Raw genomic sequence first — 21,009 nt, 5'->3', positions numbered from 1 at the left:
TTTCTTGGTATTCTAGAGGCCTAGCTGGTGGAACCCAGCACACCCTCTACAAGATAATCCATGCTCTCCAAAGCGATATCGTCTTCAGCAAAGCTCTCACCCGCGCTGGCAATCATATTGCCTTTGTTGTCCTTCATCGGGCCAGATATGACTTTGAAGCCGCCTTTCATGATCTCGGCCTTGGTGGCTTCGAACTGATTGCGGGCCGTGTCAGACACGGCGGGACCCAGCGGTGACATCTTGATGAAACCATCCTGCAGACCGCCACGTACAAAGTTGTCGACGGCGCCACCGGACTGCACGGTCTTGATCATGGATGTATAGACCTCGGCCCAATTCCATTCCGCGCCGGTCAGGTATTTCTCGGGCGCAAGCGGGGACTGATTGGCGTGGTAACCGCACACGAATGCGTCACGGCCAGCGGCGGTTTCCATGACCACCTTGGGGCCATCCACATGGCAGGTGATGACGTCGCAACCCTGGTCGGCCAGCGCATTGGTGGCTTCGGCTTCTTTAACGGCCAGCGACCATTCGCCGGTGAAGATGACCTGACAGGTGATCGTGGGATCGACCGAACGGGCACCCAGCAGGAAGGCGTTGATGTTCAGCAGAACCTGAGGGATCGGTTTCGCGGCAACAAAGCCGATCTTCTTGGATTTGCTGGCGTGACCGGCGGCAACGCCGTTCAGATATTGCCCCATGCCGATATAGCCGAAATAGCTGCCCACATTGCCGGGGTGCTGATCTGCCGACCACAAGCCGCCACAATGCTGGAAGCGGATGTCTTCGTGCTTGGGCGCGATCTCTAGGATATGCGGGTTGAAGTAGCCAAAAGAGGTCGGGAACAGCAGCGTCGCCCCGTCGAAGTTGATCATGGATTCCATGGTGTTCTGTACGTCCACGGTCTCGGGAACATTTTCCTCTTCGATCACCTTGACGCCGGAAAGCGCTTTGACTGCTGCGGCGCCTTCGGCATGGGCCTGGTTGTAGCCAAAGTCGTCCTTTGCGCCGACATAGATGAAGCCCACTGTTAAGTCGCTCATTGCCATTGCGCTGCCTGGAAGCATCGCCCCAGCTGCTGCTGCGCCACCAAAGGCCGCCGTATTGCGCAGGAATCCGCGCCGGTTCATTGTGGTCGTTTTCGTCATCGTTCACCCCTTTCTGTTGGTCCGCCGCCCGAGCACCTCGCCCGGATTTCAAACGGTTTTTGTGTGTCGCCCAAGACGTTCGCACGCTTTGGTGCCGCTGGATTGTGCTAGATATTCAAGATGCCGGTGCAAAAAATGCACCGCTCAGGATCGCTCCGCCTCGAGATAGCGCCGCCAATCCCCCAGTTCAGAGATATCACGCGCGCCTTTGGTTGCCGTCGCCTCGCAAAGGAAACCCTGTACCTGCGCCCCATCGGCCAGGTTGAGGGTGCCAATGCCCAACGGTTGCGGGATCGTAGCGATGAAGCTCCCAAACTGCGAACTCGGCATGCGCCAGATCTCCAGCGCCACCTGTGCGCCCTGACCGGCCTCTACGCGCAGCAATCCGGGACGTGCAACGCCGCCGCCTTCAAGCGCATAAAAGGCATAGTCCGAAGAAGTTGCGTCCTTGCGCACAAACTCTGCGCCGCGGGTTGTGAGGTCGCCGTTCAGCGGCAGGCCAGACATATGGGCGCCACAGACCGCGACCTCGATCATGTCTTCTTGCGGAGCGGCTTTCGGCAGCTTGGTCTTTGGACGCGCCCAGCCTGTGGCTCCAAGGCTGCGATCACCTGCAGCTTCGATCTTGCTGGCATAGGCCGCAATTTTTGCGTCCTCGCCCGCTTTGGCCAAAAGGGTGATCGAGCCGGGCCGTCCATCGCTGCGCGCCGGTGTCGGCACCGCGATGCCACACATATCCATCAGGTTCACGAAATTCGTATAGGTGCCAAAACGCGAATTCGGGCCAACCGGATCCACCTCAAGGTCGGCTACCGAATAAAAAGTCGGAATCGTCGGCACACAAAGCATGTCCAGCCCCGCCAGCGACGGCTCCGCCTGCCGGATCAGGTCGCTCAGCCGATAGATACCCTTAAAAGCATCCGCAGCCGACAGCTTCTCTGCCGCACCAATGATCTGGCGCGTCACGGGATGCAGGTCCTGCGGATGATTGACCATCAGATCCTCGATGGCCGCATAGCGTTCCGCCACCCAGGCGCCCTCATATAGCATGTCAGCCACATCATAGAGTGGTGTGAAATCCACCTCGCGGATCACAGCACCCTCGGCGCGCAGCAGATCCAAGGTGGCTTCAAAGGACTGTGCCTGCACATCATCGCCGAAGAACCGGCGGGAGTCCGGTGTCGGCACACCGATCAGCGGGGCGTTGACCTGCGTAAGCGCTGGCGTGCTAATGTCTTTGGAGTAGCTATCGGCCTCGTCATAGGCCGCGGCGGCGGCAAAGGCCGTATAGGCATCTTCGACGGTCAGCGCGAAAATCGAAATAGTGTCGAGCGTGCGGCAGGCGGGCACCAGACCTGTTGCGGACAGGCTGCCCAGCGTGGGCTTCAATCCGACAATATTATTAAGCGCCGCAGGCACGCGGCCTGATCCGGCCGTATCGGTCCCCAGCGCGAAGCTGACGATACCATGCGCCACGGACACCCCGGAGCCGCCAGAGGATCCGCCGGGAACGATCTCTGGGTCCACCGCATTCTTGGGGGCACCATAGGGCGTGCGTATCCCGACCAGACCGGTCGCGAATTGATCCAGATTGGTCTTGCCAATCAACAGCGCCCCAGCTGCGCGTAGTTGCGCGACCACAAAGGCATCCTCGTCCGCTTCAAAGGCAAAGGCCGGGCAGGCGGCCGTCGTGACCTTGCCCGCTGCATCGATGTTATCCTTGATTGCAAAGGGTACACCCCACAATGGCTTGGCAGCATCGTAAGCCCCTAGGGCTTTCGCCTCGGCCCGCAGATCGTCCTGATCAAACAGGCAAAGGAAGATATTGGGATCATCGACCTCGGCAATGCGCTGATAGACCTGATCCACGACCTCAGTCGGGCTCAATCCACCGGCATATGCGGCGCGCAGGCTTGTGAGCGTTAGGTCAACCATCAGGGAACTCCTCGTCTTCGATGTCCTTTTGCGTTCTTTCTGCCCGGTTCTGCAAATGCTAAGATTTCAGATATGCGGTGAATTTTCTGCACCACCCGTTACAACACGAGCCATGTCGATACCTGAGCAAACCGGCAAAACTGACACCCAGCTTTGCTGATACAAAGGAACCAAGATGCGTCAGTTCATAGACTTCGATTTCGTAGAGGCCGTTGTGCGAGCCGGATCGATCCGCAAGGCGGCTGAGGATATGAATATCACCGCCTCTGCACTCAACCGCCGTATCAACCGATTCGAACGCGACTTCGGCTATGAGATTTTCGAACGTCTGCCTGCCGGTATGCGCCTCAACCCCGCCGGAGAGCTGCTGCTGGAACATATTCGCCGCCAGAAATCCGATCTGGCGCGGGTGCGGTCGCAGGTGGCGGATCTCTCGGGGGTGCGACGCGGCCATGTCTCTATCGCCTGCTCGCAGGCCCTGATGCCCGCTTTTCTGCCGAAACAAATCTCGCGCTACCGCGAGCTGCACCCCGGCGTGACCTTTTCTGTCAACACCCGCGACCGGCTGGCCGCCGAACAGGAGCTTGCCAGTTTCGCCAGTGATATCGCGCTGGTGTTCGAGCCCAAACATATGGCCGATTTCGAAGTCATTGCCGCCATCTCGCAGCCGATTCACGCGGTCATGCGGCCCGATCATCCACTGGCACGGCACGATGTCATCCGACTGCGCGACCTTTCCGGGCAGGTGCTTGTGATGCCGCCGCCGCAATTTGCAGTGCGCGTCCTGCTGGACGAAGCGCTGAAGCAACTGCCTTACATAGACGTCGAACCAGTCCTGGTTTCCGAATCCTTTGATTTCATGAGCAATTACGTGCTTTGGGAAGGGGCGGTCAGCTTTCAGTTCCCCATTGGCATCGCAGACAGGGCGGGGCTCGTCACGCGCCCGGTTGCAACCAAAGATGTTGCGCCGGGCAAGCTGCTTCTGGGGCAAATGCGCGGCAGGACCCTGCCTGTGGCTTCGGCACGATTCGTGCAGCAGCTGGTCCATGCGATGCACGAGCTAAGCGGTCAGTCCCGGCATCGGGTGGATCAGACCTAGGCATCATAAGCTGCTCTTGGCTCGATGTGTGAAAGTCGGAACCACTGGAGGCGGCATTTTCTGAGGCATTGGTTTCAAAACTGCGTGGGTCTTGAAGACACTGCCTCGGAAAAGCGGACGTTGAACTTTAAATGTTGAACGTCAACTTGGTCCGCAACCCCGTCATTGCCAAGACCGAAAGGCTGCAGGAAACAGCCAATGTCCGCAATGCGGGCTGCGCCCGCAGCATTCGAGGCACCAATCGTATGGCTGCTTTGGGCCGTTTGTGACCAAGCTCCTTAGACAGACTGGCAGCTTTGCTGTGATGCGGAGAACGGCAGGATAGAGCCGAGGGTGTGTGGAAACTCCAGATGATGTATATTTTGGCAAAGGCTGGAGGCAGGCATGTCGGGATATATCGAGGGTGCGGAGCGGGGTCAGGTTACGCTTTTTCCAGACCGGCTCGAGGATTGGATCGACGAGGACAATCCGGTTCGCGTGATTGATCTCTTTGTGGAGGAGATTGATCTTGGGGAGATCGGTTTCCTGAGAGCCTTGCCGGCGCGGACAGGGCGGCCTGGGTATCATCCATCAGTGCTGCTGAAGCTGTTCATCTACGGCTATCTGAACCGCGTGCCCTCCAGCCGCGCGCTGGAGCGGGAGGCTGTTCGCAATGTCGAGGTGATGTGGCTGACCGGGCGGTTAGCTCCGGACCACAAGACGATCGCCGATTTTCGCCGCGATAACGGCCCCGCCATTCGGCGAACCTGTGCGCAATTCGTCGAGCTCTGTCGCCGGATCGGGGTGCTGAAGGGGGATTGCGTCGCCATTGATGGCTCCAAATTCAAGGCGGTCAATAATCGAGATAAGAATTTCACCAAGGGCAAGGTCGCCAGCCGTACCGCCCATCTGGTCGCGAGCATTCAGCGTTATCTTGATGAAATGGTCCGGATCGACCGTCAGGAAGAGGGTGAGGTCCGGGCCGAGAAGATCGCCAACCTGGCGCAACGCTGCGAGCGCATCCGGCAGGAGATCGAGTGCCTGGTGGACATGGGTGAGGCGCTCAGACAGAGCCCGGACAGTCAGATCTCTCTGACTGATCCGGATTGCCGCTCGATGGCCACCAGCGCCAAAGGCAGCGGTTTTGTTGGCTACAACGCCCAGTCGGCGGTGGATACCGAGACCCATCTGATTGTCACGCATGACGTGATCAATGCCGGGCACGACCGTGAACAACTGTCGACGATGGCCAAGGCGGCGAAGGCCGCTCTCGTGCGCGACGAAATGAGCGCGGTGGCAGACAAGGGCTATTTCAGCGGCCGGGAAATTCTGGTCTGCCACGAGGATGGCATCACCACGACCCTCCCCCGGCCTGAGACCTCGGGCAACCGCAAGAAGGGCAAGTATGTGAAGGCCGACTTTGCCTATGACGCGGATGCGGATATCTACCAATGCCCGGCAGGCGAGACGCTGACATATCGCTACACGACTGAAGAGGGCGGCCTGGTGGTGCAGCGATACTGGACCACCGCCTGTCTGAACTGCCCTGTCAAGGCGCGCTGCACCACGGGCAAGGAGCGCCGGATCACCCCCCTCTCATCGCTGCAAGCAGCGACTGCGGGGCAATGGATGGGAGCACGAACATCTGGTCGACGAGATGCGCGACCGCCTGATCCGCGACCCGGCCCTAATGGGCCTCCGCCGCTCGACCGTCGAGCACCCGTTCGGCACGATCAAGGCCTGGATGGGAGCGACGCATTTCCGGATGCGAACGCTCACGAACGTCCGAACCGAGATGGCATTCCATGTCCTCGCCTATAACATCAAACGGGTGATTTCCCTGATCGGGGTGCGTGGGCTTCTGACCGCCCTTCCGGCCTAAACCCGGGCGTCCGGCTCAAATTACACCGCAGAAAACGCCCTGAGAGCTCGGTTTTGCCTCCCTCCGGCGAAATGCGCCCCAAAATGACCCAGAAACCGGAAAACCCAAAAGAAACCAGTAGAAAACCCTGAAAGCCAAAGTACCAAAAGAGTTTCCACACACCCTCGGCCCACAGCCGACATTGATCATGGCGTTCTGATGCTGCAGTGGCAGCCCGCATTGCGGACATTGGCGCTCATCTGCAGCACATCGAATTTGGTAATGACCGGGTCGCGGACAAAGCACCATTTCGCGGCGGCTGCGCCAATGGCCGCTATCTGAAATCGGAACGGGTCAAAAACGGTGGATTCTGTCCGCTTTTCCTGCGCCTCGCAGGGTCAGAGATTTTGCGCGGCCAGAAACTTCCGATAGGGGTGGCACGGTATTGGGCGGCTTTTGACCAGTTCCAGCAGCGCGCAACCGCTGGTTTGTGAAACACAGTGCTCATTGGGTGTTACCCGGCGCAACGTTCCGCTCCCCTTTCCTTGATCCGCTAAACCTTCGCGGGAAGGGGATTGGCATACAGGTCCACTGCATCACGAACGAGCGCTGCGTTGTCGGTTGTGCGGCGTCCATCTCGCCTACGGTCACAATCTTCCAGGCCGACACGGGTGGACCAACACCTCATCCCGGCTTGCGCGGCAAAGTGCCAAACAGTGTCGTTGAAGCCGTGCAACAGAATGGGTCGGCGCACTCCGGACTGGGCCAGAACTTGGCAGATACCATTGACGATCTTATCCCCTGCGGCGATGTTCGTCTCCTCGATTTCGATGAGTATGCGGAGAACTCGAGATCGTTCGGCAAGCGATACAAACCGCTCGGCATCTGCAACGGTTGCAAGCCCCGCTTCGATGCCAACCCCGATGCGATCGAGTAGAGCCATCACCGCTGGAGCAGCGGGTTCTGAGAGGTTGACCGAGGCGTGATCGGGTCGCTCCCGCCACGCGAGGATGCAGTCCCGCGTGCGCGTCACACAGCCCTCGATCCACGCCCCGGTGGAGACGCCGATCAGCGTTCCTGGGCACTTGCGCCGCAAGGCTCGCACCGTGTTATCAACTGCTTCGAGACTTTCGAGGCCATTTGGGCCACGCGGGTGGACGTGAAGCTCTGCCGCGCCGACCGCCACGCAGCGCGCGCCATCCGCTGCGATCTGTTCGGCCGTGATCGGCAATGCTGTATGATAGTCGTTCGACCTCGCCCCGTTCAGGCATCCTTGCACAATCATTGCCGGTCCTCCCGACGTGACGACGCCCAACAAAACGGCGTCTGCATGCGGTCGCGGACCGACAAGGGGAACAGAGAAGTGATCATGTTGACATACCCCGCAATCTTTTGAGGTCCGTCGCGTAGATGGCCATAGGTACGACCGAGAGTGCGCCGCACGCCGCAAGCACGAGCAGGCCTCCCTTCGATCCGCTTGCGTCCCATGCCCCCACATACCCACCGATAGCGGCACCGATCCCGGCGCTTGCATTCAAGCAACCGAAGTAGAGCGCCGTCGAGCGTCCGTCAGCGTGCCGCCCGGTCAGGATATCGCTTGCGGCCATGACGAAGGATTCTCCGACCGAAAACAGAACGACGAGTGCCAAGAGTGCGAGAAGGGTCTGAACAAAAGTGGTGCCTGCGACTGTCGCAAAGGCGACGGCAAGCCCGGCGAACAGCATGGACACAACCAATCCACACTCGATCCAGCGAGCGACCAGAGCAAGCGCGACGACCCCGACGAGGCCGTTCACGATCAGGATGCTATTTGCCCAAGCTGCCGATCCGCCAAGCTCAGCCGCGAGCATTGGGAAGGCTGCGAAGAGCTGTGCGAACACCGCCCAGAACGGCACGAGCGCAACACAAAGAAGAAGAAAGAGGCGATCCGTCAGCACTCGCGAAAGGCCGAAGCCACGACCGGTAGACGCGCGAACACGCAGCAGCTCGGACCGCTCGGTCGCGCTCCAGATGCCGAGCACCAGCAGCGCAATGCCGCCTCCGGCGAACGCGACCGCTGGAGACCACAACGCCAGCCCCATCCCAGCGAGTGGACCCACGACGCAGCCGACGTTGAGGGCCTGACCGTTGAGTACGAGCAACCGGTCGCGCCATTGGGCGGCTTGCCGACCCATGACGCCGTAAATCCCCGCCTCATGGGCCGCTTGCCCTAGGCCGAGAAGTGCTGCGGCCGGGATCGCACCACTCGCAGCCGCAGTCGTCCAGGCGAGGAAGGAAAGGAAGAGAAACGACGCACCGCGCAGGCATAGGCCGACCGTGACCGTGTTCCAAAGCCCGAACCGTTCCGCCAGTGGGGCCAGCACTAGCGGTCCGGTCCGTGACAGCACAAAGTAAATGACCAACGCGGTGCCCGCCAATTTCGCTCCGGCACCTGGTATCCCGGCAACGAGCACCGCAAGCATGGGCATGGCCGCAAAGTGCGCCGCGTTCATGCACGCTTGCAGGATGGCGATCCGCTTCAGCGGAGCGGGCAACCATGCGGGACGACCCCTGGGCACGCCCTCAGCGGTGTTGCGATTGGATGTGAATGGCAAAGGATTCTCCTGACTTGCCAAAATCATATAATCTCGCCACCATGTCCGATATGGAAAACTTGTCTCTACAGTGTAAACCAAATGGACACCACCATGGATCACCTGCCGTGCGTAACGTCCTGCGATCGGACGCCATGCGGGTTGTCCTCGCAGTCTCCGAATTGGGATCAGTCCGAGCGGCGTCTGAGGCAGTCGGGCTCACTCCATCTGCCGTGTCAAAGCACGTGCGCCGCGTCGAGGAGCAGTTGGGGCGAGTGCTGTTCGTGCGTTCGAATTCGGGGCTCACGCCGAACATCGAGGGCGAGGCCATCACCGGCTTCGCGCGCCGCTTTCTGGCGCTTGCTGGCGAGATGGGCGAGCGGTTCGGGCGCGAACTGGTGAGCGGCCGGGTGCGGTTGGGCATCACCGACGATGTCGGGCTTGCTCGAATGCCTGAACTGCTCCGTCGCTGCACTGCAACCCATCCCGGGCTGCGGATCGAACTGACAGTCGCCGATTCCTCCGACCTACGGGATCGGATCGCCGCGAAAGCGCTCGACCTCGCGATCCTTTCGGACGGGGGCTTTGAACTTCCGCCTGATGTTGTTGCGTTGCAACCCGAGCCGTTGGTGTGGGTCGGTCGCGCGGGTTGGCGCAATGCGGAGGGTATGGTCTCGCTCGCCCTATCGGAGGAAGGTTGTCGTTGGCGTGCCGCGGCTCTAACGGCGCTAGATGAGGCCGGGCGTCCTTACGATATTCGCTGCACGAGCCGGGCTATGAATGGGCAGCTTACGGCCGTGCGGGTCGGCATGGCCATCGCTCCTGTTCCTATGTCGGTTGCGACTGGGGACGCGCAGATAGAGATCATCCAGGAAGGCCTGCCGCCGCTTCCGCTGTCGCATCTCGGGTTGGTCGCGGATGAAAAGGCAAGCCGAGCCATCGTTAGTACAGCTGCTGAGATCGAACGGGTGTTTGGTTAGACTGCAGGCCCTTGAAACTCTGCGGCGGAACGTGTCGAGCGTGTCTCATGGGTCACGCCTCCTTCTCGGAAGGTAATCGCCGCAAAAACGGTCATTTTTGTCACAGGCTTTTCTAAAGCTGGAATGGTTGAAAAATCTTGTGCCACAAACCCTTGGCAAAACTCCCTTTGGATTTGTCAAGTTTTTGGCTGGTGCCCAAGAAGCGGACATTGGTGCAAAAAGCAGCATCCGGCAAAGATGGGCTCTCTCCCGCCATTAGATCGTTTGCAGCATGTTTGAGGAACACAACACAACCCCAAGTCAGGAACGGCACCGTCATGGACGGCCCAAAGCTGCCTTTGGCCAGTTGGTCGAGATGCTGCGGTTGCAGCCCGCAGTGCCGACATTCGCGGCGTTTTCGAACATCAACCCTTTAGGCACGCGACAATGAAATCTGCCATTGTGTCCCATAGTGCCTCTAGGTGCTTTGCAGAGGGAGCAAAGTTGGGGGAATGGACATATCGATTCAGAGTGTCTGCCGACACCAACTGATCTAGTTGAGAGAACTTCTTGGTCGCCGAATGTTGCTTCTCGTCGATTTTTCCATGGGAGAAAAGCTCACTCCCGACTTTCTCAACTCGTTTCGCTAGCTTGTCGTTCTGGTGAAGAGAAACTCCGTGTGTTTCAGCATAGTGCTCGATAGCAAGCTCAAGCAGGACGCGGAAAAGCACGGAAATTGCGTTGGGATGCTGTTCGATGTTGAGATGAAACTGCAGTTCCTCCCAGATGGCGTGATGCCTTTGCTGCTTTCCGGTCCAAAGAATCCCAAAGTCCTTCTGTGGAATGAGTGTCGTTCGCTTCGTGGGGGTAGGCTTCGGTTTAGGCTTGGGCTTGGGTTTTGGAGAAGGTGGCCGTGGTTTGTCGGGGTCGCCTTTTTCGCTCAGCAAGTCCGTGTCACTGGGTAGGACGCCTTCTGCCTCAAGCCTTTCGACATATGCCAGTTTGCCTTCGTTATCCCAGATATCACCAAGAACTATACGCCCATTGGAAAAGTCGTATGCCAGCCTCTGGAATGTTCCAAGAACGACTTCAGGCTTGTGTGTGTAACTGAAGGTTTTTTTCTTAACGCTAAACCCAATCCGGTTTCGAATGATTTCCGCAGAAAGAAATCTGTTCAGGTTCGAGCGAGGTATCTTTTTTTCAGGGAGTAAGCCCGCTTCGCGTAGCCTGCTTTCAATTTCGTCAGCTACGTTGAACCCCACGATCTTGCCCGACCTAGCAACGAAGTTGTCTTTCATCCGGTCGTCCCAATTCGACTGCCCGACGCCGTTCAAAGTACCTGTGTGTCTACGATACAAGATATTGTCTATGTGGTCTCGGTCCTCTTCGACCTGACAGAGAATTTTGTTGGGAAATGGGCCAGACCACCCATCACGCAACTTGGTGAAGTACTGTTGAAGTTCCAGCGTTGGAGCACGGACTGGTTTTTCAAGCACCTTTAAACAGGTTACGCGCCTGTTTCCGTCAAAGACCACGAATTTGCCGTTCTCTGGCGCCACAAGCGGTGGTTCGAAAATCTTGCTTTCGGCGACGATGTCCTTGGCAAGGTTCTTCATATGCGTCTCACGAGTATTGAATAGCCATGAGATAGCCGCTGTCTCGTTTTCCAGCTCTCCATGTCGGTCGTTGGCTCTATTTACTAGCAGGTCGCTGATGCGAATTTCTTTTAAAATCATGCTGTTCTCACTTTCAGAAAAGCGTGATCCTAGATGCATAAGTAGTCAACCCTTGATTGCGGACCGGCCACGGTGCACTTTGTGAGATTTTTCACTTATGCTCCGTGGGGAATACTCGCCTAACGTCTACTCTTTGGCGGCTACCCAAACGCTTATCGCGTTCAAGGTCGCGATGATTTGGGTTGCGTCTAGATCAAATGCTACCGCGAGAGACGCTCCCGCTGTAAGGAGTGCAAAGGTGCTGCTGAGTTTCATATGACAATCTTCCTTCGAGGTTGATCGTCGTTCGAACGACTGGTTACATGCGCAGTCCAAAGATAGGAAATGATTGCATTGTAGATTTGCGGTTTGCATGCGGGTGACTTGCGGAAAATATGCGGAATGAGCAATAGTTTTGGAAAAGCTCTGGGGGCGTTGATCCTCAGAAAGAGACGCGTCTTGGGTCTTACACAGACGCAGCTTGCAGAAGATGCATTTGGATCATCGGGCAAGGTGCGCAGAATCAGCGAGCTTGAAAATGGGCTGGTGTCCAACCCGCATTTGAAGACCATCGATCCGCTTATCGTTTACTTGAAGATTACGGACGAGGAGTTGGATGAGTGCGCAAAGGACGGCGGCTATCAACCAAACCCAGAACTTGACCTTGCCTTCAAGGAAGCGTCCGGCCTGATCAGAAAGCTGGCGCAAAAATTCGATCACGACAATCCCGAGGCCTCCCTTGAGGAACTCAACTCATACCTTGTTGAGAAAGCGACAGAGTTTGTTCGACTACGAGACAAGATTTCCAACATGGAGGCTGTTTCATCAGAGATCAAAGGACTGCGGGGTACAGCAGTTACCGCGTTGCAAGCTGGTGAGTATGCTGATGTGGACGAAATCCTGGAGAAAGCAGAGGAGTTACATCAGCAAGAAAAGACGATGGCGGAGGTCGACAAGCAGGCAGAGATCAGGGCGTTACGGGGCGACGCTAAATTAATGGCAGGGGACTTCGAGGCTAGTTATTCTCACTACCGCAAAGCTGCCATGTTCTTCTTGTCATTTGACAAGAAGGTGACGGTAGAACTTCTCCAAAACCTAGGTAAGCGGATTTACGAAGCTGCTCGTCGCTCGTACGATGTCGATTTTGGGGTGGCAGAACGCCTTCTCAAGGATGCCTTAGAAATCTCTGATCCCGCGGAGTGTCCCGATGTTGTTGCCGGAATATGCTACAGGATCAGTCTTGTTCAGAGGAACAGGGCTGCAGCGTTGAGAGCAGAGGAAAGGGCATCGTTGCTTCGAGATGCAGAGGGGTTCGCAAGGAAAGCTGTTAAGCACCTAGAGGGAACGGAATTTGCATACGAGAAGATCTCAGCGCAGATTTCTCTGGCTAACAGTTTGTCCGATCGAGGAAGGATCGAAGGAGACCCCGAAACGATCGAGCAAGTGATCGACCTCTACAGGAACGTTCGAGACAGTTTGTTGGCATTGAATGAGCACAGGGAACTGCTTTGCCATGTATATAATGGTCTTGGGTCTTCTTTGTTGCGAGCGGAAGAGTTTGGCGAAACGCTGGATTTAGATGCGCTGGAGGAGGCGCGCAATGCCTTCTGGGAAGCAATACAGATCAGCGAGAGATTTGGTGATATCGAAGTATGGGGAGGGGGAAATTTTAACCTCGGGAATGTTGTTCTTCGCCTAGCTCGCTCAAAAGAAGATAATGAAGAAGTGTATCTCTTGGCGCGGCTAAGAGCTATCTCCTGCTTTCAGAATGCCACCCAAGCCTATTCTGAAACCGCATTTCCCGATCAGTTTGCGGAGGCGCACAGGTGTCTTGGCGATGTTTTGTTCGAACATGGCCTACATGCAGAAAATGACGTTCAGAAAGAGGTCAATTTCATGCATGCGGTGGCTTCGTTTGAAAAGGCCTCTGAATGGATTACCAAGGAACGTGATGTGCAAAGATGGGGGTACATTCAGTGCAGGTTAGGGAGTATCTTCGGGAACCACTCTAGGATTGCAGAGCCGGAGGTCGCCCAATCCGACATTCAGCATGCCATTGAGTTCTTCGAAAACGGCTTAACAGCTTATCGAGAGGTTGGCTTCAGTGAAGGCGTCACTTCTTGCGAAGCAAACATCGCAAAACTAAAGGATGAGCTTTCAGAAGAATAGTCTGAACGGTTCTGGCTCTCTCTTGGTATCACCGATCTGAGTTATGGCTAATGTCCGCTTCTTACAAATTGCTGATGCACTTCTGCACTCGCAGCGAATGACGGCACTCCGCCCTGGGTGGCGTTGGTCGGGTCAAGGTTTGCAAACGCAGCGAACGGCAGCTCCGTCCGCACACTGTGAGTTCGATCATCTTCGATCTTCGCAGGAGCAGCGAAGGGCCGCTAAGCGGGCTGCGATTGCAGCAATCGAATTCCCCGGTCAATGGCCGCTCTGGGCCGATGCAAGATGCTGCAGTTGCAATGCTGCGCGACCCGACCGATGGCTGCTGAGGGCTCTTCTCGACGGCAGTATATTCGATTTTTTTGGTTTTGGTACTGCATCGCCGCATGACCGCTGAGAGCCCATACTGCATGATGCTGCAATGTGCTTGAATGTCGGCATTCCACGTAACACCGACGTCAGCTCTGAAAGAGAGCCGCAAAAATGTCAGTGTAGATTGGGAACGTTAGTTTTGGCATTTCGTGAGCGACGCCTAGGTTTACCCATCGAAGCTCGCTATGTTCATCCCCAAGGTTGGTCAGTTTTCCTTGCCAATGATCGACAGCGAAGAAATGAAAGTTTGCCTTTCCGCTGTTGTAAGTGAAGCTATCTAGCTGCCGCCATGATGTAGGCAAAACCCCGATCTCTTCGTCAAGTTCACGCACGAGGGCTTCTTGTAAGGTCTCACCATCTTCGACATGACCGCCGGGAAAACTCCAAGTATCTGGATAACTTGAACGGGCCGGTGAGCGGTGTGCAAGGAGTATGCTCTCTCGCTGCAAAAGCAGTCCATTAACTATGTCACGCATTTCTTTCGCACCCGTTTCTTACCAAGAATTACTGACGTGGTACTATCAGAATGCAACAACGGCCATGATGCTAAAGCCGACCTTTAGATTTTAAGCTCCTACGGCAGCAAAGTCCGCAACCCCGTCATTGCCAAGACCGAAAGGCTGCAGGAAACAGCCAATTTCCGCAAAGCGGGCTGCGCCCGCAGCATTCGAGGCACCAATCGTGTGGCTGCTTTGGACCGATCCAAGATGCTGCAAGTGCAATGCTGCGCGACCCGACCGATGGCTGCTGTGGGCCGAGGGTGTGTGGAAACTCTTTTGGTACTTTGGCTTTCAGGGTTTTCTACTGGTTTCTTTTGGGTTTTCCGGTTTCTGGGTCATTTTGGGGCGCATTTCGCCGGAGGGAGGCAAAACCGAGCTCTCAGGGCGTTTTCTGCGGTGTAATTTGAGCCGGACGCCCGGGTTTAGGCCGGAAGGGCGGTCAGAAGCCCACGCACCCCGATCAGGGAAATCACCCGTTTGATGTTATAGGCGAGGACATGGAATGCCATCTCGGTTCGGACGTTCGTGAGCGTTCGCATCCGGAAATGCGTCGCTCCCATCCAGGCCTTGATCGTGCCGAACGGGTGCTCGACGGTCGAGCGGCGGAGGCCCATTAGGGCCGGGTCGCGGATCAGGCGGTCGCGCATCTCGTCGACCAGATGTTCGTGCTCCCATCCATTGCCCCGCAGTCGCTGCTTGCAGCGATGAGAGGGGGGTGATCCGGCGCTCCTTGCCCGTGGTGCAGCGCGCCTTGACAGGGCAGTTCAGACAGGCGGTGGTCCAGTATCGCTGCACCACCAGGCCGCCCTCTTCAGTCGTGTAGCGATATGTCAGCGTCTCGCCTGCCGGGCATTGGTAGATATCCGCATCCGCGTCATAGGCAAAGTCGGCCTTCACATACTTGCCCTTCTTGCGGTTGCCCGAGGTCTCAGGCCGGGGGAGGGTCGTGGTGATGCCATCCTCGTGGCAGACCAGAATTTCCCGGCCGCTGAAATAGCCCTTGTCTGCCACCGCGCTCATTTCGTCGCGCACGAGAGCGGCCTTCGCCGCCTTGGCCATCGTCGACAGTTGTTCACGGTCGTGCCCGGCATTGATCACGTCATGCGTGACAATCAGATGGGTCTCGGTATCCACCGCCGACTGGGCGTTGTAGCCAACAAAACCGCTGCCTTTGGCGCTGGTGGCCATCGAGCGGCAATCCGGATCAGTCAGAGAGATCTGACTGTCCGGGCTCTGTCTGAGCGCCTCACCCATGTCCACCAGGCACTCGATCTCCTGCCGGATGCGCTCGCAGCGTTGCGCCAGGTTGGCGATCTTCTCGGCCCGGACCTCACCCTCTTCCTGACGGTCGATCCGGACCATTTCATCAAGATAACGCTGAATGCTCGCGACCAGATGGGCGGTACGGCTGGCGACCTTGCCCTTGGTGAAATTCTTATCTCGATTATTGACCGCCTTGAATTTGGAGCCATCAATGGCGACGCAATCCCCCTTCAGCACCCCGATCCGGCGACAGAGCTCGACGAATTGCGCACAGGTTCGCCGAATGGCGGGGCCGTTATCGCGGCGAAAATCGGCGATCGTCTTGTGGTCCGGAGCTAACCGCCCGGTCAGCCACATCACCTCGACATTGCGAACAGCCTCCCGCTCCAGCGCGCGGCTGGAGGGCACGCGGTTCAGATAGCCGTAGATGAACAGCTTCAGCAGCACTGATGGATGATACCCAGGCCGCCCTGTCCGCGCCGGCAAGGCTCTCAGGAAACCGATCTCCCCAAGATCAATCTCCTCCACAAAGAGATCAATCACGCGAACCGGATTGTCCTCGTCGATCCAATCNACCGGATGAGGTGGATGGCTCCTGCTCCACCGGCATCGAACGTGCCAAAGTGCAGTTGTCATCGACTGCTAGGAAAGGAGCCACCCAATGACAGTAAAGACCGTGGGCCTGGATTTGGCCAAGGACGTTTTTCAGGTACACTGCGTTTCAGCGACTGGTCGCAAGATCATCAACAAAAAGATCAAGCGCGCTAAGCTACTGGCGTTCTTCGAAACGTTGCCGAGATGTGTTGTCGGCATGGAAGCATGCGGTTCGGCTCATCACTGGGGTCGCGAGTTGCACAAGCTTGGTCATGATGTTCGCCTGATGCCTGCAGCATACGTCAAACCATATGTGAAGCGTGGCAAGACCGACGCGGCCGATGCAGAAGCGATCTGCGAAGCTGTGCGCCGCCCAACCATGCGTTTCGTTGAGATCAAATCGGAAGACCAGCAGGCGGTTCTTGCCATACACCGTGCCAGGGATCTGGTTGTTCGTCAGCGTACTCAGGTTGTGAACATGATCCGCAGCATCCTGCGTGAGTTTGGGCACATCCTGCCAACGGGCATTGAGGCTGTGTCCACGTTCGCCAGAGAGCATGGCACCGAAGAGCAGTTGGAAATGCCCGAGATCGCGGACGGTATTCTCGGCGTGATGTGCCATCAGCTGAACGGCCTCAATGCTCGGATCGACGGGCTGACCAAACTGCTCGAACAGCACGCATGGCTGGATGCCGATGCGCGACGACTGATGCGTATGCCAGGGATCGGGCCAATAACAGCTTCGGCCATCGTCGCCACCATTGGCGATGCAAAACAGTTTGAGACCGGACGCGATTTGGCAGCTTGGCTGGGTCTGACGCCGCTGAACAAATCCAGTGGCGGCCGAGAGCGGCTTGGACGGATCACCAAGAAAGGTAATCGCTATATCCGAAAGCTGCTGATTGTTGGGATGACATCACGGGCGCTCATGGCGAGGAACAAGCCTGAGAAGGCAGACATCTGGACAGCGAAATTACTTGACCAGAAGCCCTTCAGGCTCGCCACCGTCGCAATGGCCAACAAATCCGCCCGGGTTCGGCATTTCTCTCGAACCAATGGCGGTCAATGCCTCACTCTGGGCAATCCTGACCAAGGGAGAGGAATACCGGCAGCCGATCGCCTGATCCTGCCAAGAAATGCAAGACGTTTGATGTGATGATGCGAAACGAAGTCAACCAAGAGTAAGGACACTCCGATGAATGTCGCGGCCCTCAAAGGTCGTATTCCCGATAGGAGCCTTGCTCGCGGAACTCATCAGGGCCAGTGGCACCCGCCACGCAAACAGGCCGGACACACGACTGTACTGACAGACTATCGCAATCGCAAAAATCGCTTGCAATGCAGGAGCCATCCACACAGGACTCTCAGCTCCGCTACCGGATGCTGCGGTCGCAGCCCGCTTAGCGGCCCTTCGCTGCTCCTGCGAAGATCGAAGATGGTCGAACTCACAGTGTGCGGACAAAGCGAGCTTTCGCTGCAGCTGCCCCAACGGCGACTTCGGCCCATGGCGAAACTTTAAAAATCAAACCAAATGCGCCGTTCAGCCCTTAACCGACAATTTGTTAAGATCATGATCGCCTCAGCATCATCTGGCAGGCTTAACTCCGCTGTCCTATCGCTTTGGAATTGATGACGTTGTTTAGCGCTAGGCCTAGCCTTGCGCGATGCTGAAATTGCCTTAGTTTATAGGCAACTAGATTGGGGTCGGAGGCGACGCAGGCGGGTTATCATCGCGGGAACTACTCTTTTTTTGTCGACGACAGTGGACGCTGCAGGGCCCACCCTTTTCCAGGGGACCTTCGGCGCTACGGGTGAATGCGTCTTAGTACTCCTCGATGATGCCAGTTATTCCTTTGAATACGGTCAATGCGAAGGCACCTACGTGTCTCCTGATATCGTAGAGGCCGCCCGCAGCAAAGTATGTGTGCCATTTGGCGCTGATGGAACATCGAGGACACTGAAGATCGAAACCGATGAAAGCCTAGTCTATACCATTGCTTTTGTTGGTGAATCTTCGTCCGGAAAACTTGTGGGTAATTGGTTTGGTCCGACTGGCGAGTGGTTTGGTGTCATGTACAAAAGAAGTGTGGAGATGTAGGTCTTTGCGGCCATTAAGAGTGACGGGCGAGCGTGCAGAAATCAAGAGTGCAATACGCAGCTTAAACCGCCAACTACCATGGCTTATCACTTCAAGACCTTCTGTAATTGCCGCTGCGTTGCTTCCGGAGCGTTGATGACCAGACCTCGGATCGTAGGCGGTGGCAAAAATTGGCGGAGTTTTGTGCCGCTACTGACCTTCTTCCACGATTAGGGCCGCGACGATCCAGAATCTTCCGCCCGTTTCTGTGGTCCGATTTGTTTCCAGGATTCACAAAGTTCCTGGCCTTGTTTTAAACAAGGATCCTTTCGGCCTTCGCCAACTCAAACTGTGAATTTGTCGCCGCGTTTATATCGGCGTTCGGACAATTGTCCTTGCTTCCATTCCGTCACGATCACCTGACTTTTGCCGTAGACGCGAAAGATTCCATTCTGGATGAGTACTCCGGTTCGCTCGTCCAGGCCGACGCCAACCAGCCGTCGGTTTTTTGAAATGACTTGCCTTAACCGCCACTCCCGGCTGCGCGCAATCACATGCTGATCGAGTACCACCTTAGGAAGGAAACCTAAGCCTGACCGGGTGTGTGCGGTGCCGCTTGATCCACCGCTAATCATTAATTTGCTCATCACAGCGGCTCCAGCACTTCCACCAACCATCACCGTTCCGTTGGCGTAAGCCGTTTGTAGTGTTCTGACCAAGCCGGGCACTCCGGCCAAAGCCAAGACTTGCCGTTTTTGAAGGCCCCCGCTGTACCAAATGATGTCCGCATTGGATACTTGCATCACCGCCTGTGCATGGTCGCGAATGTCGAGCACTTCAACGCTCCGCGCACCAAGCCCTCGAAATAACTTCTTTGCAAAATCCGCGGCTTCTTTCGGATCGCGCCATGCAAATGGACAGATTAGGACGCGAGAGCGGCCTCCGCCTGCCTGGCGGATTGCTCGTTTTAACATATCACGCGGGAATTGCCCGCCACCACTGGCACAGATTGTTGGTGTTTTTGCAGCAGCAATTGTCTCAATGGCGGAGAATACCCCAACAGTTGCGACAGAGCCCAAAACGAAGCGCCGACGGGTGAGGGCAGGCATTGCTTCTCCTATACCTAACGCTCTCAAGCTCATGCTTTCCTTCCGATCTTGACAAGATGTTACACAATCGACGTGGTAGCCAACGATGAAATGCAGAACTGTTTGATTTTCAATCCCAGGCTTCATCACAAAACACCCGTTGCACGACGTTTGGGGTTTAATCCTCCCTAAGACTTCGCGTGACAGTTGTTGCACCGCAATTCCGGATAAAGCCGTCATCCGCGCATCGCGCAGCATCAGACAAATTGGGCTCTTCTCGACGGCAGTATATTCGATTTTTCTGGTTTTGGTACTGCATCGCCGCATGACCGCTGAGAGCCCACTATGACCGATGCTTCAAGCGTCACAAATGACCGCTCCTCACCTTATACTTGACAAGATCTGTAAGGAAATGTCTGTGTGCTTCCGACCCATGGATTTCTGCCATGGGAAACATCAAGGAGAGACCCATGAATGTCAGATCACTGACGCGGGGTCTTTGCTCCGCTGCCGCAGCTGCAACGCTCACTTTTGCGTCCGCCACGATCGCCATCGCAGAGACAATTACCGTAACCGACATCGCAGGCCGCGTTGTCGAAGTAGAGAAAAATCCGTCCAAAGTTGTGATTGGTGAAGGGCGCATGATCTATTCGATCGCGCTTTTGGACCAAGACAACCCTTTCCAACGCGTCGTTGGCTGGAAGGACGATATGGTGAGGGCTGACCCCGATGCTTACCGCAAGTATCTGGCCGTTTACCCAGATATCGCTGACCTGCCGAGCTTTGGCAGTCCCTATGCCGACGAATGGAACCTTGAAGCTGTTATTTCCCTCGGGACCGAAGTTGTCTTGATGAACCTTGGCAGTTTGCTGAAGGCGCAAGAAAGTGGGATTATTGATAAGCTCGAAGAGGCCGGTATTGCCACGGTGTTTGTCGATTTCCGTCAGGATCCAACACAAAACACTATCCCGAGCATCCAATTGCTCGGGCGCATCTTTGACAAACGTGACGAGGCGGATGCCTTCGGCGACTACTATCAGGCTCAGATGAAGCTGATTTATGCGCGCGTTCAGGGCATTGCCGACAAAGACAAACCAATTGTCTTTATTGAACGTGCCGCGGGGTACAACCCCGGCGCATGCTGCCGCACGTTTGGAGCCGCAAACCTTGGCCGCTTGGTGGATTTGTCCGGAGGCCGGAATTGGGGGTCACTGAAATCACCCGGCTTTTCAACCGCCGTTAGCCTGGAAGCAATCTTCGCTGATGATCCTGACGTGATCATTGGAACCGGCGCGAACTGGGCCGAAATCAATCCAGCCACTGAAGCTGTTCTTTTTGGCTACGATGCAGATGAAGCAATGGTCCAAGACCGCCTTAGCATTCTTGCCTCTCGTGAAGGTTGGCCAGAGCTGTCCGCCGTAAAGAACGGTCGTTTCCATTCGGTGTATCATCAGTTCTACAACAGCCCTTATCATTTTGTGGCCATGCAGGCTTTTGCCAAATGGATGCATCCTGAGCTGTTTGAAGACATCGATCCCGATGCAACGATGAAAGAGCTGCACGACAACTTCCTGCCAATCGATTACTCAGGCGTGTTCTGGGGAAGTTTAAAGGCTGGCGGTTAAGGCCCCCAAACATCGGTCTCGCAACATTTGCGGGGCCGTTACGCCTTTGGAG

At 56.4% G+C, this 21,009-nt stretch carries 14 protein-coding genes and 3 pseudogenes; 8 read left to right on the top strand and 9 right to left on the bottom strand.

The window, feature by feature from the left end; all coding sequences use genetic code 11:
* Positions 1–20: 20 nt before the first annotated feature.
* Together AIOL_RS00550 and atzF are read right to left on the bottom strand one after the other, a co-directional pair.
* Positions 21–1,148 carry a BMP family ABC transporter substrate-binding protein gene (locus AIOL_RS00550; RefSeq protein ID WP_049641099.1) on the bottom strand — a complete coding sequence of 376 codons (1,128 nt, stop codon included), beginning with the start codon at positions 1,146–1,148 and terminating at the stop codon, positions 21–23.
* Positions 1,149–1,292: 144 nt separating this feature from the next.
* Positions 1,293–3,083: an allophanate hydrolase gene (gene atzF, locus AIOL_RS00545; protein ID WP_049641098.1), complete on the bottom strand. Its 1,791-nt coding sequence runs from the start codon at positions 3,081–3,083 to the stop codon at positions 1,293–1,295.
* A 175-nt stretch (positions 3,084–3,258) separates the two neighbouring features.
* Here atzF and AIOL_RS00540 point away from each other — a divergent pair, with 175 nt between their 5' ends.
* From AIOL_RS00540 to AIOL_RS00530, 3 genes and pseudogenes are all read left to right on the top strand, one after another.
* Positions 3,259–4,182: a LysR family transcriptional regulator gene (locus tag AIOL_RS00540; protein WP_049641097.1), complete on the top strand. Its 924-nt coding sequence runs from the start codon at positions 3,259–3,261 to the stop codon at positions 4,180–4,182.
* Between the two features lie 384 nt (positions 4,183–4,566).
* Positions 4,567–6,043: pseudogene (locus tag AIOL_RS00535) on the top strand (IS1182 family transposase).
* Positions 6,044–6,249: 206 nt separating this feature from the next.
* Positions 6,250–6,516 (top strand): hypothetical protein, encoded by a 267-nt coding sequence (locus AIOL_RS00530; protein ID WP_049641096.1) that lies wholly within the window; start codon positions 6,250–6,252, stop codon positions 6,514–6,516.
* 59 nt (positions 6,517–6,575) lie between these two features.
* Here AIOL_RS00530 and AIOL_RS00525 read toward each other — a convergent pair whose 3' ends face one another.
* Together AIOL_RS00525 and AIOL_RS00520 are read right to left on the bottom strand one after the other, a co-directional pair.
* Positions 6,576–7,307 (bottom strand): 3-keto-5-aminohexanoate cleavage protein, encoded by a 732-nt coding sequence (locus tag AIOL_RS00525; protein ID WP_049641095.1) that lies wholly within the window; start codon positions 7,305–7,307, stop codon positions 6,576–6,578.
* An 82-nt stretch (positions 7,308–7,389) separates the two neighbouring features.
* Positions 7,390–8,616 carry an MFS transporter gene (locus AIOL_RS00520; protein WP_152912297.1) on the bottom strand — a complete coding sequence of 409 codons (1,227 nt, stop codon included), beginning with the start codon at positions 8,614–8,616 and terminating at the stop codon, positions 7,390–7,392.
* Here AIOL_RS00520 and AIOL_RS00515 point away from each other — a divergent pair.
* Positions 8,610–9,575, top strand: a complete 966-nt coding sequence (locus tag AIOL_RS00515) for a LysR family transcriptional regulator (RefSeq protein ID WP_082152350.1) — start codon at positions 8,610–8,612, stop codon at positions 9,573–9,575. The genes AIOL_RS00520 and AIOL_RS00515 overlap by 7 nt on opposite strands.
* Positions 9,576–9,687: 112 nt before the next feature.
* On the opposite strand, the gene AIOL_RS24765 is transcribed toward AIOL_RS00515, so the two are convergent.
* On the bottom strand, positions 9,688–9,894 hold the full coding sequence (locus AIOL_RS24765) for a hypothetical protein (RefSeq protein ID WP_152912296.1): 207 nt from the start codon (positions 9,892–9,894) through the stop codon (positions 9,688–9,690).
* Between the two features lie 85 nt (positions 9,895–9,979).
* Positions 9,980–11,290, bottom strand: coding sequence for a hypothetical protein (locus AIOL_RS00510; protein ID WP_049641092.1), 1,311 nt, complete (start codon positions 11,288–11,290; stop codon positions 9,980–9,982).
* Positions 11,291–11,671: 381 nt separating this feature from the next.
* Here AIOL_RS00510 and AIOL_RS00505 point away from each other — a divergent pair, with 381 nt between their 5' ends.
* Entirely contained in the window at positions 11,672–13,438 is a 1,767-nt protein-coding gene (locus AIOL_RS00505) for a helix-turn-helix domain-containing protein (RefSeq protein WP_049641091.1), read from the top strand.
* Positions 13,439–13,896: 458 nt separating this feature from the next.
* Here the strand turns inward: AIOL_RS00505 and AIOL_RS24150 are convergent, their stop codons facing one another.
* Together AIOL_RS24150 and AIOL_RS00500 are read right to left on the bottom strand one after the other, a co-directional pair.
* Complete coding sequence (locus AIOL_RS24150; RefSeq protein WP_082152349.1) at positions 13,897–14,286, bottom strand: NUDIX hydrolase; 390 nt, start codon at positions 14,284–14,286, stop codon at positions 13,897–13,899.
* A 446-nt stretch (positions 14,287–14,732) separates the two neighbouring features.
* Positions 14,733–16,146, bottom strand: a pseudogene (locus AIOL_RS00500) (IS1182 family transposase); the annotation flags it as partial.
* An 88-nt stretch (positions 16,147–16,234) separates the two neighbouring features.
* On the opposite strand from AIOL_RS00500, the pseudogene AIOL_RS00495 reads away from it, so the two are divergent.
* Positions 16,235–17,230, top strand: a pseudogene (locus tag AIOL_RS00495) (IS110 family transposase); the annotation flags it as partial.
* 699 nt (positions 17,231–17,929) lie between these two features.
* Positions 17,930–18,265 (top strand): hypothetical protein, encoded by a 336-nt coding sequence (locus AIOL_RS24760; RefSeq protein WP_235438816.1) that lies wholly within the window; start codon positions 17,930–17,932, stop codon positions 18,263–18,265.
* 323 nt (positions 18,266–18,588) lie between these two features.
* Here the strand turns inward: AIOL_RS24760 and AIOL_RS24145 are convergent, their stop codons facing one another.
* Positions 18,589–19,590: a cyanophycinase gene (locus AIOL_RS24145; RefSeq protein ID WP_160314373.1), complete on the bottom strand. Its 1,002-nt coding sequence runs from the start codon at positions 19,588–19,590 to the stop codon at positions 18,589–18,591.
* A gap of 212 nt (positions 19,591–19,802) precedes the next feature.
* Between AIOL_RS24145 and AIOL_RS00485 the strand changes: the two genes are divergently transcribed.
* Positions 19,803–20,957 carry an ABC transporter substrate-binding protein gene (locus tag AIOL_RS00485; RefSeq protein WP_049641889.1) on the top strand — a complete coding sequence of 385 codons (1,155 nt, stop codon included), beginning with the start codon at positions 19,803–19,805 and terminating at the stop codon, positions 20,955–20,957.
* Positions 20,958–21,009: the final 52 nt, after the last annotated feature.

The organism is Candidatus Rhodobacter oscarellae, assembly GCF_001078595.1.
In the GTDB taxonomy this organism is placed as follows: domain Bacteria; phylum Pseudomonadota; class Alphaproteobacteria; order Rhodobacterales; family Rhodobacteraceae; genus Rhodobacter_B; species Rhodobacter_B oscarellae.
This window is presented reverse-complemented; position numbering and strand designations above follow the sequence as displayed.

What these genes read in the sequence shown, in the direction of transcription:
- AIOL_RS00550 (WP_049641099.1), bottom strand. Translation starts at nt 1,148, where the DNA reads ATGACGAAAACGACCACAATGAACCGGCGCGGATTCCTGCGCAATACG.
- atzF (WP_049641098.1), bottom strand. Translation starts at nt 3,083, where the DNA reads ATGGTTGACCTAACGCTCACAAGCCTGCGCGCCGCATATGCCGGTGGA.
- AIOL_RS00540 (WP_049641097.1), top strand. Translation starts at nt 3,259, where the DNA reads ATGCGTCAGTTCATAGACTTCGATTTCGTAGAGGCCGTTGTGCGAGCC.
- AIOL_RS00525 (WP_049641095.1), bottom strand. Translation starts at nt 7,307, where the DNA reads ATGATTGTGCAAGGATGCCTGAACGGGGCGAGGTCGAACGACTATCAT.
- AIOL_RS00515 (WP_082152350.1), top strand. Translation starts at nt 8,610, where the DNA reads ATGGCAAAGGATTCTCCTGACTTGCCAAAATCATATAATCTCGCCACC.
- AIOL_RS24765 (WP_152912296.1), bottom strand. Translation starts at nt 9,894, where the DNA reads ATGACGGTGCCGTTCCTGACTTGGGGTTGTGTTGTGTTCCTCAAACAT.
- AIOL_RS00510 (WP_049641092.1), bottom strand. Translation starts at nt 11,290, where the DNA reads ATGATTTTAAAAGAAATTCGCATCAGCGACCTGCTAGTAAATAGAGCC.
- AIOL_RS00505 (WP_049641091.1), top strand. Translation starts at nt 11,672, where the DNA reads ATGAGCAATAGTTTTGGAAAAGCTCTGGGGGCGTTGATCCTCAGAAAG.
- AIOL_RS24150 (WP_082152349.1), bottom strand. Translation starts at nt 14,286, where the DNA reads ATGCGTGACATAGTTAATGGACTGCTTTTGCAGCGAGAGAGCATACTC.
- AIOL_RS24145 (WP_160314373.1), bottom strand. Translation starts at nt 19,590, where the DNA reads ATGCTGCGCGATGCGCGGATGACGGCTTTATCCGGAATTGCGGTGCAA.
- AIOL_RS00485 (WP_049641889.1), top strand. Translation starts at nt 19,803, where the DNA reads ATGAATGTCAGATCACTGACGCGGGGTCTTTGCTCCGCTGCCGCAGCT.